This window comes from Paenibacillus sp. PvP094, assembly GCF_040546835.1.
GTDB lineage: Bacteria > Bacillota > Bacilli > Paenibacillales > Paenibacillaceae > Paenibacillus > Paenibacillus illinoisensis.
Genome location: NZ_JBEPOM010000001.1, coordinates 4,117,087 through 4,132,420 on the forward strand (window position 1 = coordinate 4,117,087; position 15,334 = coordinate 4,132,420).

12 protein-coding genes are annotated in these 15,334 nt (G+C 49.0%); 10 read left to right on the forward strand and 2 right to left on the reverse strand.

From position 1 onward, the window contains the following. Window positions 1–72 precede the first annotated feature (72 nt). The 6 genes from ABIC22_RS18930 (at window position 73) to glsA (ending at window position 6,818) form a co-directional block, all read left to right on the forward strand. A complete protein-coding gene (locus tag ABIC22_RS18930; protein ID WP_095359342.1) occupies window positions 73–360 on the forward strand; it encodes a stage VI sporulation protein F in 288 nt (95 codons plus the stop codon). 781 nt (window positions 361–1,141) lie between these two features. After that, entirely contained in the window at window positions 1,142–2,809 is a 1,668-nt protein-coding gene (locus tag ABIC22_RS18935) for a LytS/YhcK type 5TM receptor domain-containing protein (RefSeq protein WP_354483059.1), read from the forward strand. 7 nt (window positions 2,810–2,816) lie between these two features. Continuing rightward, entirely contained in the window at window positions 2,817–3,608 is a 792-nt protein-coding gene (locus tag ABIC22_RS18940) for a LytR/AlgR family response regulator transcription factor (protein ID WP_127537878.1), read from the forward strand. Between the two features lie 159 nt (window positions 3,609–3,767). Beyond that, a complete protein-coding gene (locus tag ABIC22_RS18945) occupies window positions 3,768–5,060 on the forward strand; it encodes an L-lactate MFS transporter (protein ID WP_354483061.1) in 1,293 nt (430 codons plus the stop codon). Between the two features lie 218 nt (window positions 5,061–5,278). Next, window positions 5,279–5,761 (forward strand): GNAT family N-acetyltransferase, encoded by a 483-nt coding sequence (locus ABIC22_RS18950; RefSeq protein ID WP_354483063.1) that lies wholly within the window; start codon window positions 5,279–5,281, stop codon window positions 5,759–5,761. A gap of 115 nt (window positions 5,762–5,876) precedes the next feature. After that, a complete protein-coding gene (gene glsA / locus ABIC22_RS18955) occupies window positions 5,877–6,818 on the forward strand; it encodes a glutaminase A (RefSeq protein WP_110759196.1) in 942 nt (313 codons plus the stop codon). Between the two features lie 253 nt (window positions 6,819–7,071). Here the strand turns inward: glsA and ABIC22_RS18960 are convergent, their stop codons facing one another. Together ABIC22_RS18960 and ABIC22_RS18965 are read right to left on the reverse strand one after the other, a co-directional pair. Further along, on the reverse strand, window positions 7,072–7,413 hold the full coding sequence (locus ABIC22_RS18960; protein WP_354483065.1) for a YolD-like family protein: 342 nt from the start codon (window positions 7,411–7,413) through the stop codon (window positions 7,072–7,074). Next, a complete protein-coding gene (locus ABIC22_RS18965) occupies window positions 7,410–8,654 on the reverse strand; it encodes a DNA polymerase IV (RefSeq protein WP_354483067.1) in 1,245 nt (414 codons plus the stop codon). The genes ABIC22_RS18960 and ABIC22_RS18965 overlap by 4 nt, the downstream gene beginning before the upstream one ends. A gap of 865 nt (window positions 8,655–9,519) precedes the next feature. Here ABIC22_RS18965 and ABIC22_RS18970 point away from each other — a divergent pair. The 4 genes from ABIC22_RS18970 to ABIC22_RS18985 all read left to right on the forward strand — a co-directional run bounded on the left by ABIC22_RS18970 (window position 9,520) and on the right by ABIC22_RS18985 (window position 15,318). Next, window positions 9,520–11,745, forward strand: coding sequence for a hypothetical protein (locus ABIC22_RS18970; protein ID WP_354483070.1), 2,226 nt, complete (start codon window positions 9,520–9,522; stop codon window positions 11,743–11,745). Between the two features lie 26 nt (window positions 11,746–11,771). Continuing rightward, complete coding sequence (locus tag ABIC22_RS18975; protein WP_154895440.1) at window positions 11,772–12,980, forward strand: HEAT repeat domain-containing protein; 1,209 nt, start codon at window positions 11,772–11,774, stop codon at window positions 12,978–12,980. 22 nt (window positions 12,981–13,002) lie between these two features. After that, window positions 13,003–14,400, forward strand: a complete 1,398-nt coding sequence (locus tag ABIC22_RS18980) for a glycosyltransferase family 2 protein (RefSeq protein ID WP_354486025.1) — start codon at window positions 13,003–13,005, stop codon at window positions 14,398–14,400. 111 nt (window positions 14,401–14,511) lie between these two features. After that, window positions 14,512–15,318 carry a response regulator transcription factor gene (locus ABIC22_RS18985; RefSeq protein WP_127537885.1) on the forward strand — a complete coding sequence of 269 codons (807 nt, stop codon included), beginning with the start codon at window positions 14,512–14,514 and terminating at the stop codon, window positions 15,316–15,318. The last annotated feature ends 16 nt before the right edge of the window (window positions 15,319–15,334 follow it).

Consider the following 15,334-nt stretch of genomic DNA (forward strand, 5'->3'; position numbering starts at 1 on the left):
AAAAGTCAAGTGAACAAGCCCTCCCATCATATGAATAGAAAGTGAGTTCATTTTTGGGAGGTGCTGTACGTTTTGGGTTATCAACAATATGGAATCAGTCCGCAGCTGGTGGAGCGGATCAAATTAAAGATGAAGAATCCTGCTGTCAAAGATCGCATCAAAAAGCTGATTGACGGAATTACGAAGTCCGACCTTCAGGATCGGGCCAAGGTTAGAAGATTGGTCAAGTCATCTGCTGTTATCTTGAATGAAAATTTCTCGTCAGCTCAGGAGGAGCAGTTCGTTGCCTTCGTCATCGCCCAGAAGATTGATCCCAACAATACGTTTCATTTGATTAAGCTGTGGGGGATGTTTCGGTGAGGTCGCTGTAGGTTGAGGATAATAAAATGAACTGTACATTCACATGGAGCACTACGATGACAGAACAACCTTCCGATCGCTGTTATCCCCAGATTTTTGGGATTCCCTTTCTCAAAGGGGAAAATCCGGGGATAAAGGCGAGCGCTTCGCTTCTTCAGGTTTATTCTGTCCTCTTCGTTTTGTGTGAATGATCTGTTTATTTTAAAAAGACTCAACCTACACCGAGGGTGTAGGTTGGTTAAAGAGCGGGGCAGTTCATAAGTCAGGAAAATGACTTATGGACTGCCTTTTTTGATGTTAGACATCAGACAAGCGTCTGTGATGCATGATAAGGACAGGTTTCACAAAAAGCTAAAAGAGTTGTAGCGAACTGAACGCACGCTATTCGGGTATATTTATCAGGTTCGGTGTCGTAAGGAATCGTAGAGCTGTTATTTCATCATTTCGCGAGGGTGATTGCAGTTTTTTACTTATATAGCGTCGCATAGGTTCGTTAAAGTTTTCACTCCATTCTAATTCTCGTAATAAGGTGTAACAGATTCCTTAAAGTCAGTCTGAATGGAGCAATTGACTCTCTACTGCAACCTTTTGCTTCTCATTTCCACCTGATGACTTTGCTTTCTCCTTGGCAGAGCGGTAAACTGGTGCATACGAGCAAAAAAGGGATGAACGCAAAATGAGCATTCATAGGATCATGTAAAATGGAACGAAAATCGGAGACGCAATATTAAGGCATATGGCATAAGGCTGATTTTTGATGGATTTGGAGGAAGCGGGCTTCATGGAAATGTTTACGATGCTGCTGGGTTTATTTGAGCGGGCGGCGCTGCTAATTATCTTTTTATTCTTTTTATCGAGGGTACCTCGTTTTAGACAGATTTTGCAGAAGGGAAAACTAAGGCCGCAGGAGTATGTGGCCGTGACGCTGTTATTCTGTGCTTTTGCGATCTTTGGCACCTATACCGGGATCAATGTGGAAGGGTCACTGGTGAATGTGCGGATTATCGCCATTTTGTCAGGTGGTATTTTGTTTGGAGCACCTGTAGGCATTATTACGGGGATCGTATCGGGAGTGCACCGGTATTTGATTGATATGGATGGGATTACAGCCGTTCCGTGTCTCATAACGAGTATCATTGCTGGTCTGGTGTCGGGTTACATTCACAAATACACTCCCAAGTCGAAGCGGTGGATGGTTGGTATTGCGGCCGGGATGATCTGTGAAGCACTTACGATGCTGCTGATTCTGTTATATTCCTATCCGGACCCGCTCGGTGCGGACATTGTATCCAAGATTGCATTGCCCATGATTCTGGGTGAGGTCAATATTGGACTGATCGTACTGCTGGTGCAGAGTGTAGAAGGGGAGAAGGAAATGATCGCAGCACGCCAGGCCAAGCTGGCCTTGGAAATTGCGAACAAAACGCTGCCCTACTTCCGCTCCATTGATGAGGACTCCCTGCGGACCATCTGTCGCATTATTCAGGAGGATATCCAGGCTGACGCTGTTGCCATTACGGATACTCGCAATGTACTGGCCTATGTCGGGTTCGGGGAAGAACGATATCACATTGGCAATGAGATTATTAGCGAGATGACGAAGCAGACGATCTCCAGCGGAGAGATTACGATCAGTAATGATGTGACGGATGAGAAAACACCGGATATTCATTCCCTGCTGATTATTCCGCTCAAGGAGCGGAGCGAAGTCACGGGAGCCCTGAAGATTTATTACCGTAAAGCTTATAAAATTACGTATCCCCTGCAAACGATGGCTGTGGGACTATCCCAGATTATCTCGACTCAGATGGAAGTATCCCGGGTCGAAGAGATTAAGGCAGCCGCCAACAAAGCGGAACTGCGGGCGTTGCAGACGACCATTCATCCTCATTTTCTCTTCAATGCGCTGAACGCGATTGCTTCTTCGATTCGAACGAAGCCTGACCGGGCACGGGAGCTGATTGTGAATTTGTCGGGTTATATGCGCTACAATCTGGAGCTGTCGGATGAGCTGATCGATATCCATAAGGAGCTGGAGCAGGTGCGCAATTATGTGGAAATTGAGAAAGCTCGTTATGGCAGCAGGCTTAACGTGATCTATGAGATTGATGAAGTGGCGGTGCATATTCCAAGTCTGGTCATTCAGCCACTTGTTGAAAATGCCATCATTCATGGTGTCCTCAAGGTCAAAGGTCCTGGAACGGTGCGGATTCGGGTACAGGATTACCCTGATTTTGTACGAATAGGAGTTAGTGACACCGGTGCTGGTATCAACCCCGATATCATTGAGAAGGTCTATCATGACCGAATGCCGGGGAATCAGATTGGTCTATATAATGTTCATCGGCGGGTGAAGCTCATTTATGGACAAGGTGTAACCATTACGCGGCTGGAGCAAGGAACTGATATTATTTTTGACGTACCCAAAGGAGATGTCGTTACAAGGTGATTGGTCTATGAGAGCCCTTATAGTGGAAGATGAAATTCCTGCAAGTGAAGAATTGAATTATTTGATTCAGGAACATAGTGAGATTGAAGTGGTTGCCTGCCTGGAAGATGGACTGGATGTACTAAAATTTCTGCAGGAGCAGGAAGTGGACGTTATTTTTCTCGATATTAACATTCCATCTCTGGACGGCATGATGCTGGCCCATCATATCGGGAAGTTCGCCAGTAAGCCTTATATCGTCTTTACGACTGCGTACAAGGAGCATGCAGCAGAAGCATTCGAGCTGGAAGCCTTTGACTACATTCTGAAGCCTTATGATGAGAAACGAATTGCAGCCATGCTGCTCAAGCTGGAGAATGCCTTCAAACGTGATCATGCGGGAGAGGGATTGGTTGAACATGGGCAGGCTCAAGTGACGGATGACACTTCCGTACAAGGATCACCGCCAAAAGCATCTGTCGCCGGAAGTGGAATACGAATTAATCTGCTGCGAAACGATAACATTATCGTAACGGATACAGCCGACATTTATTATGCGGAAGCACAAGAGAAAGTAACGAAGGTGTATACCAAAAATGGTGAGTTTACGATGCCAGTGAGCATTTCGGATTTTCATGGCCGACTGCCTCAGGAGTCCTTTTTCCGCTGTCACCGTTCTTACCTGGTCAATCTGTCTCAAATTCGTGAAATTGTACCCTGGTTTAACAATACCTATCTGCTCCGTCTGCGCGATCTGGAAGCGGAAGTGCCGGTTAGCCGGGGCAAGGTCAAGGAATTCAGGCAGCTCATGCGCATATAGAGGCATTTCATTCCGTCTCTGATGCAACTCATGCTTAAATCGGTGTTATGAATCCCCTTTCATGTATGATTAGCTTGTGAACGCATTCAAAGCAGCATTGTCATTCACCAAATGATGGACAGTGTGCTCAGACATGACATCGGCAAAGGGGAGATCACGATGAAAGCAGCTATTTCATCAGCACCTAATTCAGCATCGGCATCCATAAAAATGAATCGCTGGCTTATTGTACTGGGAACAATCATTGTACAAATGGGGCTTGGAACCATCTACACCTGGAGTTTATTTAATCAACCGCTGTCTGACCGTTTCGGATGGGACGTCAGCTCGGTCGCGATAACTTTTTCGATCACAAGTTTTGCACTCGCATTTGCTACGCTGTTTGCAGGCCGTCTGCAGGAACGGTGGGGACTACAGCGCCTGATCCGTGTTGCGGGGATTGTCCTTGGTCTGGGACTGGTGCTCAGTTCTCAGGTCACTTCATTAACACTGCTCTACATTTTGGCAGGATTCGTAGTTGGATTTGCAGACGGGACCGCTTATATTACGTCGTTATCCAACTTGATCAAATGGTTCCCGGAACGCAAAGGTCTCATCTCGGGTATTTCCGTTGGTGCTTTTGGTACAGGCAGTTTGTTGTTTAAATATGTGAACTCGGCATTGATTGGTGCTGTAGGACCTGCTCAGGCATTTATGTACTGGGGTATCATCGTCCTGGTCCTGGTTGTGGCCGGATCTTTCCTGATTCGTGAAGCCATAGTTCGTGAACAGGCTCCCGTTAGCAAGACTGAAGGGGCGAAGCAGGAAGAAGTTATTCGTCATCAGTACACGGTAAAAGAAATGCTTCGCACGAAAGAAGCGTATATGCTGTTCGTTATCTTCTTCACGGCTTGTATGAGCGGATTGTATCTGATCGGTATCGTCAAAGACATCGGCGTGCAGCTTGCAGGTCTTGACGTGGCTACTGCTGCGAATGCCGTTGCGATGGTTGCGATCTTCAATACAGCAGGGCGTATCATTCTGGGGGCCTTGTCGGACAAAGTAGGCCGGATGAAAGTGATTGCCGGAGCACTGCTGGTTACGGCAGCCGCCGTCATGACACTAAGCCTCGTTCCGCTGACCTATGGTGTGTTCTTCGCCTGCGTGGCTGCAGTAGCGTTTTGTTTCGGTGGTAACATTACCGTATTTCCGGCGATTGTCGCGGATTATTTTGGATTGAAAAATCAGAGCAAAAACTATGGCGTCATCTATCAGGGATTTGGCATTGGAGCCTTGGCTGGATCCTTTATCAGTGCCCTGCTGGGCGGATTCCATCTGACGTTTATCGTTATTGCCATACTCTGTGCTGTTTCCCTGCTGCTTGCCTTGATGATTACACCTCCGGGTCAAAATCGTCGTACACGTCAGCATGAAGGCCAAATGAGTCTCAAACCTTCATCCCGGGCAAGCTGAGTGAATTCGAATTTTTGAATATCGTTATAATTTAATGTTCTATGTTAAATAAATGATGGCGGTCTCTGCGGAGGCCGCTTTTTTCAATAGGGATAGGCAAAAACTACTGGTTGGTACTGGATCAATTGGGGGCAGCGTGCATTGTATCCTGTGCTTCTGCTATACTCTAGGTGAATTAAAGGACAACAACATCTGTTCGGAGCTGGAGGAGGATTTTGATGAACTTCGTTAAATATGCTGAACCTGACTTTGCAGACTATTATGCTCTGGTTTCCAATATGGAAGTCATGAAACAAATTACGGAACGTACTCTCCCGGAGAAGGAGGCGAAGACCCAATTCCGGTCCATGCTTGATTATAATCTGAGCTCCAGTTGCGGATATTACCGGGTATCAGGTGCAGACGGAGCTGGGCTGGCTTACGCCAAACTCATTCCGGATGAATCCGATTCTTCCCGAGCGGAGATGGGCTATATGGTTTTGCCTGAATACTGGGGCCAAGGTCATGGCACGTCCATTGCGTCGCGTCTCATTTTAAAAGCACAGGCGGCGGGAATTGGTGTGCTCTATGCGATCATTGACCCATCCAACGTGGCATCCCGTCGAATATTAACCAGACAGAACTTTGTATCGACATGGACAGGCGATATGGAAGGACTCCCCGGCGAGATTCTGGAATTAAACCTTCAAGTACGTCGGTAACCGATTAAGCCAGAAGGGTAATGATATATACACATTCTGCTTATACCTGGCAATAGAGCTCATACCCGACCGGGAATAATGCAGGATGCTGCACAAAGATATGGAGGGGATAGAGATGAGCAATACGGTAATGGAGCGTCTGAACGAATTGCTGCCGGAATGGCTGGAGACCAGTCGTCTGCATACAGGGCAGGGAAAGGTAGCTTCCTATATCCCGGAGCTGGTCAAGGCTTCACAGGATGAGCTGGGCATACATATTATGGACGCCGAAGGCAATCATGTATCTGCCGGAGATTGCGGTGTACCCTTTACGATGCAGAGCATCTCCAAAGTGTTCACACTAATTCTCGCCCTGATGGATCATGGGGAAGAAGCGGTTTTCTTTAATGTAGGAAAAGAACCTACTGGTGACGATTACAATTCGATGATCAAGCTTGAACTGGTTGAACCGGGTATCCCGTTTAACCCGCTGATCAATGCAGGAGCCATAACGGTCTCCTCCCTGGTCGCGGGAGACTGCAAGGAAGAGAAGTCACGGCGAATTCTGGAGTTTTTCCGCAAGCTCGCGAACAATGATCGGCTGGACTATAACGAAGAGGTCTTCCGGTCCGAATCGGAGACAGGTCACTTGAACCGTTCGCTGGCTTACTTTTTGAAGCATAATGGTGTGATCAAGGAAGATGTGGAAGATGTGCTCTGTGTCTATTTCCGCCACTGTTCGATCGAGGTGACTTGTGCGGATCTGGCGCGTATGGCTCTGGTGCTTGCTCATGATGGCACAGATCCGATTACAGGAAATGAGCTCATTCCACGCCGTTATGTACAGATTGCCAAAACCTTCATGACGACCTGCGGTATGTATAACGCATCGGGCGAATTTGCCATTGAAGTCGGGCTGCCTGCCAAGAGCGGAGTATCCGGCGGAATTATCACCCTTGTTCCTGGCCAGTTTGGCATTGGTCTTGTAGGACCGGCACTGAATCGAAAAGGGAACAGCATTGCGGGCGTGCATTTACTGGAGCGCCTTTCCAAGGAATTTGACTGGAGTCTTTTCTAAAGATTTCCCCATATACCCACCAAAATGGCCGATGAATCACATATCGGTCATTTTGCTTCTTTGGGCCGAAGGCAGCTTCGGGGATAATGGGTGTTTGGATGCCTGAGAGGGCCATATTGGAGTGTAGGAAAACGGTCCTGCATGCATAAATTTGGCTGCAGCTATCGCGGAATATTCGCTAATGAGAGTGGGTAAAGTGAATAGTTCCTATTGCCGATATAAACTTGAACGTTGGAACGTGCTATCTGCTGCGTCATTCTTTCGCCAGTGTCACATTGGTAATCAGATTCATCTGAACGTCCCGGGTCCCGCTTGATGTCAACAGCCTGAGAGTACGAACAGCGGGGTCCAGCTTCAGTACCTGTCCAGTAAACCGGATATCGTCATGTTCATGGAACAGGGTGATGGTCACCGCATCTCCAAGCATCATTGAATTGCTGAGCAAACGGGACATTTCTTCCGCTGCCTGAGCATCCAGTGATGGACGGGTCCGGGGAGCAAGCTGTTCCTGATGAAGAATGTAAGCTTCCCGGTGCTCGGGAAGCATCATGCGCGAAGACTCAAAGAGTCCGTTTTGCTGTAGTTTTTTACTCATTTGTAATGACCTCCGATTTTATGGGAACGGTCCTGTGCCTGTGCAGACGAGCAGAGCGAGGAAGCCCGCATGATGGCGGTGTCTCCGAACTTGCGCTTGATGTCATCTGTGGCACGTTCCAGTTCTCTTTTGCGTTCACGATCATCGAACCAGGACAGCTGTACTTCGGAATCAGGCACCAGCCCGGTCAGTGAGATGCTGATGCGGCGGATGGGTAATCCGTCCCAATGACGAAGGAAGAGCACCGCGGCCGCATCATAGACTTCATCCGTGATGTTGGTTGGCTCGTTTACCTTCATCTGGCGCGAGAAGCCAGTTGGGCGGTCGTAATCCTGCCCGCGGCATCCCACGGAGACCACGTTACCCATTAGTGATTTGTCCCGGGAGCGTCGACAGACGAGTTCTGCCAGCTCAAGCAGGACAACCTTGATCTCTTCCCAGGACTCATAATCTCTGGGAAGCGTCATCTGATGTCCAATGCCCTGCTGCTGATGTGTGTATGTCCCGGGTTTCACAGGTGAATCGTCCATACCACGGGCAATTCGCCATATTACTTCACCATTAACTCCCCAACGTTCCCTCAGTCTGGTCAGAGGCGTCCGTGCCAAATCACCAATGGTGTGAATACCCATGTTATAGAGATGTTTCCCCATCCGTGAACCGACCATGAACATCTCTCGGACAGGTTTGGTCCAGATTGTTTTCTCCATGTCCTTACGATTCAGTACACAGATGCCTCCGGGGACTTTTTTGGCATATAAGTCACAGGCCATTTTGCTCACCACTTTGGTATCACTGATGCCAATCCGAATGTATACGCCCGTCTCCTCCATGACCCTGGATTGAATGCTGCGAGCAATAGTCTCCGGGCTGCCGAACAGCTCCAGGCTTCCGGTGACATCGAGAAACTGCTCATCAATACTGTAGGGCTCAACACGGTCAGTGAAGGACTGAAGAATCCGGGTGATGTGCAGTGACACGCGAATGTATTCTGCCATCCGGGGACGAACGACGACAACGTCCGGGCATTTGGCAAGGGCTTCACCCAGTCGCTCAGCCGTCGTAATTCCATAAGATTTGGCAATAGGGCAGGCCGCAAGGATGATGCCTGAACGGCGCGCTGGATCTCCCGCTACGACAAGGGGACGGTCTTTGTATTCGGGATGTGCCGATTTCTCCACACTGGCATAAAATGACTGGCAGTCTGCCAGCATAATGACGCGTCCATCTTTGCGGGACATAACAGGTCTCTCCTTTATTCCATGATTCGGCTGTTCACGAACAGACAGAACTATTCAGCCGTATGTTTTTTACATTTTATTTACAGTTTGGAACATGTGTTCCTGTTTTATAAGCATATCCCGAATGTTCTAAAGCGGCAACCGGAATTTTTTTGCAAATTGGACACAATTATGGAATCCAAATAATAGAGTCAGAATTTAGGAAATAAGATGTGCTTTTTTACATTTGATGTAAGAGATTCGTGACTTCAGGGTGATGACCCGGGTGTTCATTTCGTTTTTTGTAAAAGTAATATAAATGGGCACAGTCCTATAAGGGGGGACTGATGTCCTTTTTTGCTTTTCTGCACTTTTCAGAAAACCTTGTCAGGCCGCGGGTTTTCACTGATGCGTTATCGGACTATAGTATCAATTTTGTAATCTTTATGGTTAATACTGTAAAAACGTCCGCAACTTTAACAAATGACTTGCGTTTAAAGGGGTAAGTGTTCAAGCCGAAACAGCTGCTGCATACCGCGTTGCATATAACTTTAACGGGTAGAGAACTGCAACAGGTTAGAGAGTTCGGAATGTGGTTTTATCAATGTCAAAATGGCATTCGTGAAGAAGAGAAGCTAGGCAAACTTTTCATGCTAGTTCATGGCCGTTTTTACGAATTATGGGCAGAATGTTGCATTCCACGTTTGCTTCCATCAGCCTAGTTACAAATGCAGAGTATTGGCGCTATAGTGAGAACACACCGCTGGCATCTCTACCCGGAGCGGACATCCAAGCAGTATGAATGGCTGCATGTCTGTTAGCTTTAATTTCAGATTCAGACGAAAACAGGCAGGATGCATAATAGAGAGGTGAGCAATCAGGAGCCATGAGCAGACGAAGAAGAAAGCGCTGGATGTTAACGATGTTGACGGGAGCGGTTGTACTGACCGGTGGAATATTGGCCGGTTGGCACTACATGCAGCCCCAGCTCGTTACCTACACAGCCGAGAATGGCACGGAGATGAAATTCAAGACCCAGGGAGACCGGTTCATGGAATACGGGCCCGATGGAACATGGAGGGAGATGTTCGTTAAGGGCGTCAACCTGGGTGCAACTTCGCCGGGATATTATCCGGGAGAATTTCCCCTGACCGAAGAGGATTACCTAAGGTGGTTCCAGCAGATTCAGGAGATGGGGGCCAATGTCATACGGGTGTATACGGTCCACGAACCGATTTTTTACTCAGCATTGGTCGATTATAACCGTGGCCGGGAGCAGCCGTTATATTTTATACAGGGTATATGGTCGCCGGAAGAAGAGTTGATTGAGAAGCAGGACGCTTATGCTGATCATATTGAACAGACGTTCAAGCAGGAGATTGAAAAAGTGGTAACGGCGGTATATGGGGACGCGGATATTCCCGAAAAGGCCGGAGCCTCCAGCGGCAAGTACAAAAAGAATGCCGGTAAATATCTGATGGCTTGGCATGTTGGCACCGAGTGGGATCCCACGATGGTAGACAACACGAATGAAAAACATCCCGATGTTCCGCAATACAAGGGCGTTCATTTTTCCGGGACTGCAGATGCTTCGCCTTTCGAGAACTGGTTAGCCGAGCTGCTCGACTACACAGCCGTTCTGGAGAAGAAGTATGGATGGGAACATCCGATGACGTTCACCAATTGGGTGACAACCGATGTGCTGGAACATCCAGGCGAGCCATTGTATGAGGAGGATCTCGTCAGTGTGGATGCCCGGCATATTCAGCCGGAGGATTGGCAGGGAGGATATTTTGCAGCATATCATGTATATCCCTATTATCCGGACTTATTCCATACGGACCAGACCCTTCAAACGATCAAGGATGCAAACGGCGAGTACAACACGTACAAAAGCTATCTACGCAAGCTAAAAGCCGAGTATTCCGATATGCCTGTAATGGTAACAGAGTATGGTGTACCTTCTTCCCTGGGGATTTCTCATCTAGGCATGGGGGGAAGGGATCAGGGCGGACATAACGAGGCCGAACAAGGAGCCATTGACGCTTCACTAACTCAGGATATCTATGACGAAGGGTATGCGGGAGCGATTCTGTTCATGTGGCAGGATGAATGGTTCAAGAAAACCTGGAACACGATGCCTTTTGAAATTCCTGCTGATCGGCGGGCCTACTGGCTAAACGTGCTGACCAACGAGAAAATGTTCGGTCTGCTCGCCATGGACCCCGGCAAACAGGAACAGCTGACCATCGACGGGAAACTGGATGACTGGGCTGCGCTGAACGAAGAAGAGGTTACGGTATGGCAGGGAAAAGTGGACGGCATTCAGGAAATGAAGCTGACCCACGACGAGGCCTACCTGTACATTGGGATGACACTGGACCAGCCGTATGATCCAGATCAAACGGTGCTCCGCATAGGGACGGATACACTGGCGGGCGGCAATCAGCCTGGCGAGCGGCTTCCGGAACGAACGCTAAGTGATGGTCTCGAAACGGTCATCACGCTGGGACAGGATGATGAATCCCAGGTAGAGATCGCCAAGGATTATGATTTTAACCAGCGTCTGTACGGCAAGGAAGGATACGATATGCTGCCGGACAAGCAAGCTAATGCCGCTGATCCCTTCCATCCATGGAATTTGGCAGTCAGCCTGAGGATGACGCCACCGGATACCCGGTCCGCTCATCCGTTTATGAATGAGAAGGTGGGTATCCTGAAGCGGGGAACAACGGCTCCCGGACAGTCCGACACGGATTCATTGACGACCTGGCAGTATGACGGCAATCAGGTGGAGATGCGAATTCCCTGGATGCTGCTTGGGTTTGGTGACCCAAGTTCACTGCAAGTGATCGATTATGGACCCCTGCAGGAAGGTCGGGCGTTTAAGACGGTGACGACTGAAGGTATAACGCTGGTTCCATGGTTAATGGATCGATCGACGGGCAACGTGACCTGGCCTGCAGGTGATCAGACCACGCTGGATTTGAAAACCCTGCCTGTGTATAGCTGGCAGCCGTGGGAGCAGGTGAAATACAGTGAACGACTGAAGCTGAGTTACGAAGAAATGAAGAAAGTCTTTGAACAAATTCCAAGTTCTCAGATGAATTAAATGAGTATAAAGGAGGACCTTTTCACATGTTTTCGAGTTTGGCTTTGGCCTATCTATTTTTATACATCTGTATAGCGCTCGTCGCTCTGGGTGTGATCCTGCTGTTTGCCATGAAAGTGTCCCATAACGGCAAACGGCGCAAGATTGAATTCTACAAACAAAAGCAGCGAGATTACTTCACGTATCTGCAAACGGCACTGACTGAAGGTCGTCCGCTGAGATTGCCTCCAGGCAAGCTGGCTCCGGTTGAACGACAGGTGATTCAGAGCAAGCTTATTGAGTGGATTGATCAATTCAAAGGGGAGTACCGGGACAAATTGATTGCACTCTGCCGCGAAGCAGGATTTGTAGAACATGATCTGAAAGAACTGGGCCGATTGCGTTATGGCCGGCAGATCGATGCAGCTTATCGATTGGGCGGCATGCGCTGTCCCGAAGCTGTCCCGGGCCTGATGGAAATGCTCAAGGATGAGAAGCCCGGACCGATGGCATTCATGATTGGACGTTCCATTGCGAGAAGCACAACCCGTCAGGGTGAATTGAAGGACATGCTTGAGGTGTTACTCACAAAAGGAAAATCGATTCATCATCTGGCTGCAGATATTTTGCTTGAGACCAGCCTGGATACAAGCAGACTTCTGATTGAGCTGCTGGAAGACCGCAATCCTGATTTTGTAAAGGTTGGACTGGTTGCCATGTGGGGACAGGCTGTACCTGAAGTCATGCCGGCACTCGACCGGTTGGTCGGTGCAGAACATCAGGATGTACGGGCGGAAGCGGTGAAGCTGTATCTGAGCGCAAGTCCGGCACTTCAGGATGAGACGATTCTCAAGCTGATGAAGGATGCTGATCCGGAAGTACGGGCAGAAGTGGTTCAGGCGCTTGGTTCGAAGCATGCGGCAGGCAGCATTCCACTGCTGCGCAAGGCGCTCCGTGACGAAGACTGGCGAGTGCGCTATACGAGTGCAGAGAGCTTGAGCATGCTGGGCGAACCCGGATTCGAAGCGTTATGTCAGGCAGCGGTACAAGGTACCGGTGCTGAACGTGAAATTGCAATGCAGCAAATCGAGAGCACGATGAAACAATCCGGAGCCGATCACAAAGCGGTTGACCAGATGATTGTGCACAACAAGAGAAGGCTGCTCTATGACCAATATTTTGCCCCTGTACCGGGTAACCGAACAACGAAGAGACGCACCAGTGTGGCTGCGGTAGGAGGGGATTACACTGCTTAGGGATCTGTTATTGATTTATGGCATGGTAGCCATCTACTATGTCGTTGCTGTAAATGCGCTTTATTTTTCCATTCTGGCGCTATCATTCCGCAACATCTGGACCATTTTCAGACGGTCGCATTATTCCAAATACAATACATTGTCAGGCTCGGAACTGGTGCCTTCGGTATCCCTGCTGGTGCCGGCTTACAACGAGGAATTGACGATTATTGAAAATGTGAACTGTCTGATGACACTGAACTACCCGACGTACGAAGTCATCGTGGTGAATGACGGATCCAGCGACAGTACCCTGAAGGTGCTGCTGAAGGAATACCGCCTGAAACCTGTACCTGATACCAAGATCCGTGGCAAAATTCCTTGTCAAACCATTCGCGGGATATACCACAATCCGGAATTCCCGGATCTGTACGTAATCGACAAGGAAAATGGCGGAAAGGCAGATTCACTTAATGCGGGGATCAACCTGTCCCACTATCCGCTGATTTCTTCCATTGATGCCGACTCGTTGCTGGAGAAGGATGCCCTGATCCGCATGGCCCGCATGTACATGGAGAATCCCGAAGAGACGGTGGCGATTGGCGGAGATGTTCGCATAGCAAATGGATGCAAAATCGAAAACGGAGCGGTACAGGATGTCTCCCTGCCGCGCAAAATGTGGCCGATGTTCCAATCCATTGAGTATCTCAAAGCCTTTCTGGGTGGACGGATTGGCTGGAGCCACATGAATGGACTGATCATCGTGTCGGGTGCCTTCGGTATGTTCCGCAAAGATGCTGTCATTGCCGTTGGCGGATACAGGGACGGATATCCCGGAGAAGACATGAACATTATCATCAAGCTTCATCGCTATATGCTGGAAAATAAATTGAAATACCGCGTAGCCTTCTGTCCTGAGGCCGTTTGCTGGACACAGGCACCGGATTCCTACCGCATCTTGTCCAGTCAGCGCAAGCGCTGGGGACGCGGGAATCTGAAGAACATGCTGGAGAACCGCGGCATGCTGTTCAACCCGAAATATAAGGTGATGGGCATGCTGACCATGCCATACAACGTCATTTTTGAAGCGCTCAACCCTTATTTCCGGATTACCGGTCTGATCGCTCTTGTTGGTTATGTGCTGCTCGATATGACGCAGTGGCCGGTTCTTGTTCTGTTCGGATTGCTGAACTTCGTGAGCGGTTATCTGCTGAGCGTAGGGGCACTGATACTGGAAGAAATTGCGTTCCGGAGATACAACAAGCTGTCGGATCTGGTCAAAATGCTGGTTTACTCTGCTCTGAAATTTGTGGGCTATCACCAGCTTGGCGTTCTGTGGAGATTGCAGGGACACATTCAGTTCATGCAAAACAACAATTCTTGGGGAACGATGACACGTCAGAGCTGGTCCGAGGAACAAAAGGGAACCGAAGCTGCCTAATTTGTAGTCGCCATCAAAGGGTGCAAGGTCATGGGCAGCATCCGATATTTCAATGACTGGCAATACAGCAGCAACAGAATAGATAACCAAGGGAGAAGGGTGGAAAAGAACATGCCTAATACGGCAACATTGCAGCGTGAAGCTGCCGTTAATGTGTACCGAAGTGTAGAACAGGGATTGAAGGATACGGGTGCCGGAACTTGCGGCTTAATGTTCATCCATTGCGGAGGTGTACAGGCCCAGCCGGAGCAGCAGGTCAGGAACTATCTGGAGCAAACGAGTGAATTCGCCTTCCAGCTGTGGAAGGATGGGGCAACCCAGACGCTTGCGGTCCTGCTGCCTGGTTTGACGCTGAACGAAGTCCACTATGAAGGGCTTCGCATCAAGCATGAGCTGCAGGAGACGGTTCCTGGAGCCGAGCCGCAGATTACGCTGGCGAGCTTCAAGGATAGTGAGCGTCCTTCTCAGGCGACGATTCAGCACATGGCTGAATCCGCGAAGCTGGTTGACCCTGAGGAGATTCATATCTACACGCTGGACAATACGGCGGACGAGCCGGGCAGAATTTTGATCGTGGATAACGATCCGACGGTTCGCGAGTTCCTGCAGCTCCGCCTGAAAATGCAAGGTTATGAGACGTATGAAGCTGTAGATGGACTGGCTGCACTTGAATTGATTGAGAAGGTGTCACCTGATCTGGTGCTGACCGAATTGAATCTGTATGGCATTGACGGCCTGCCGTTCATTCACCATATTCAGAACCTGGATGTCGAGCAGCCGCCGAAGATTGTTGTGCTGACCGAGCAGCGTGTCGAACAGACGATCAGCCAATGCTTCCGCAGCGGTGTGGACGATTATATGACCAAACCTTTCTCCCCTGTGGAGCTGGATGCACGTATTCGTCGCTGCCTGCACTAATAAGATGATCAACCGA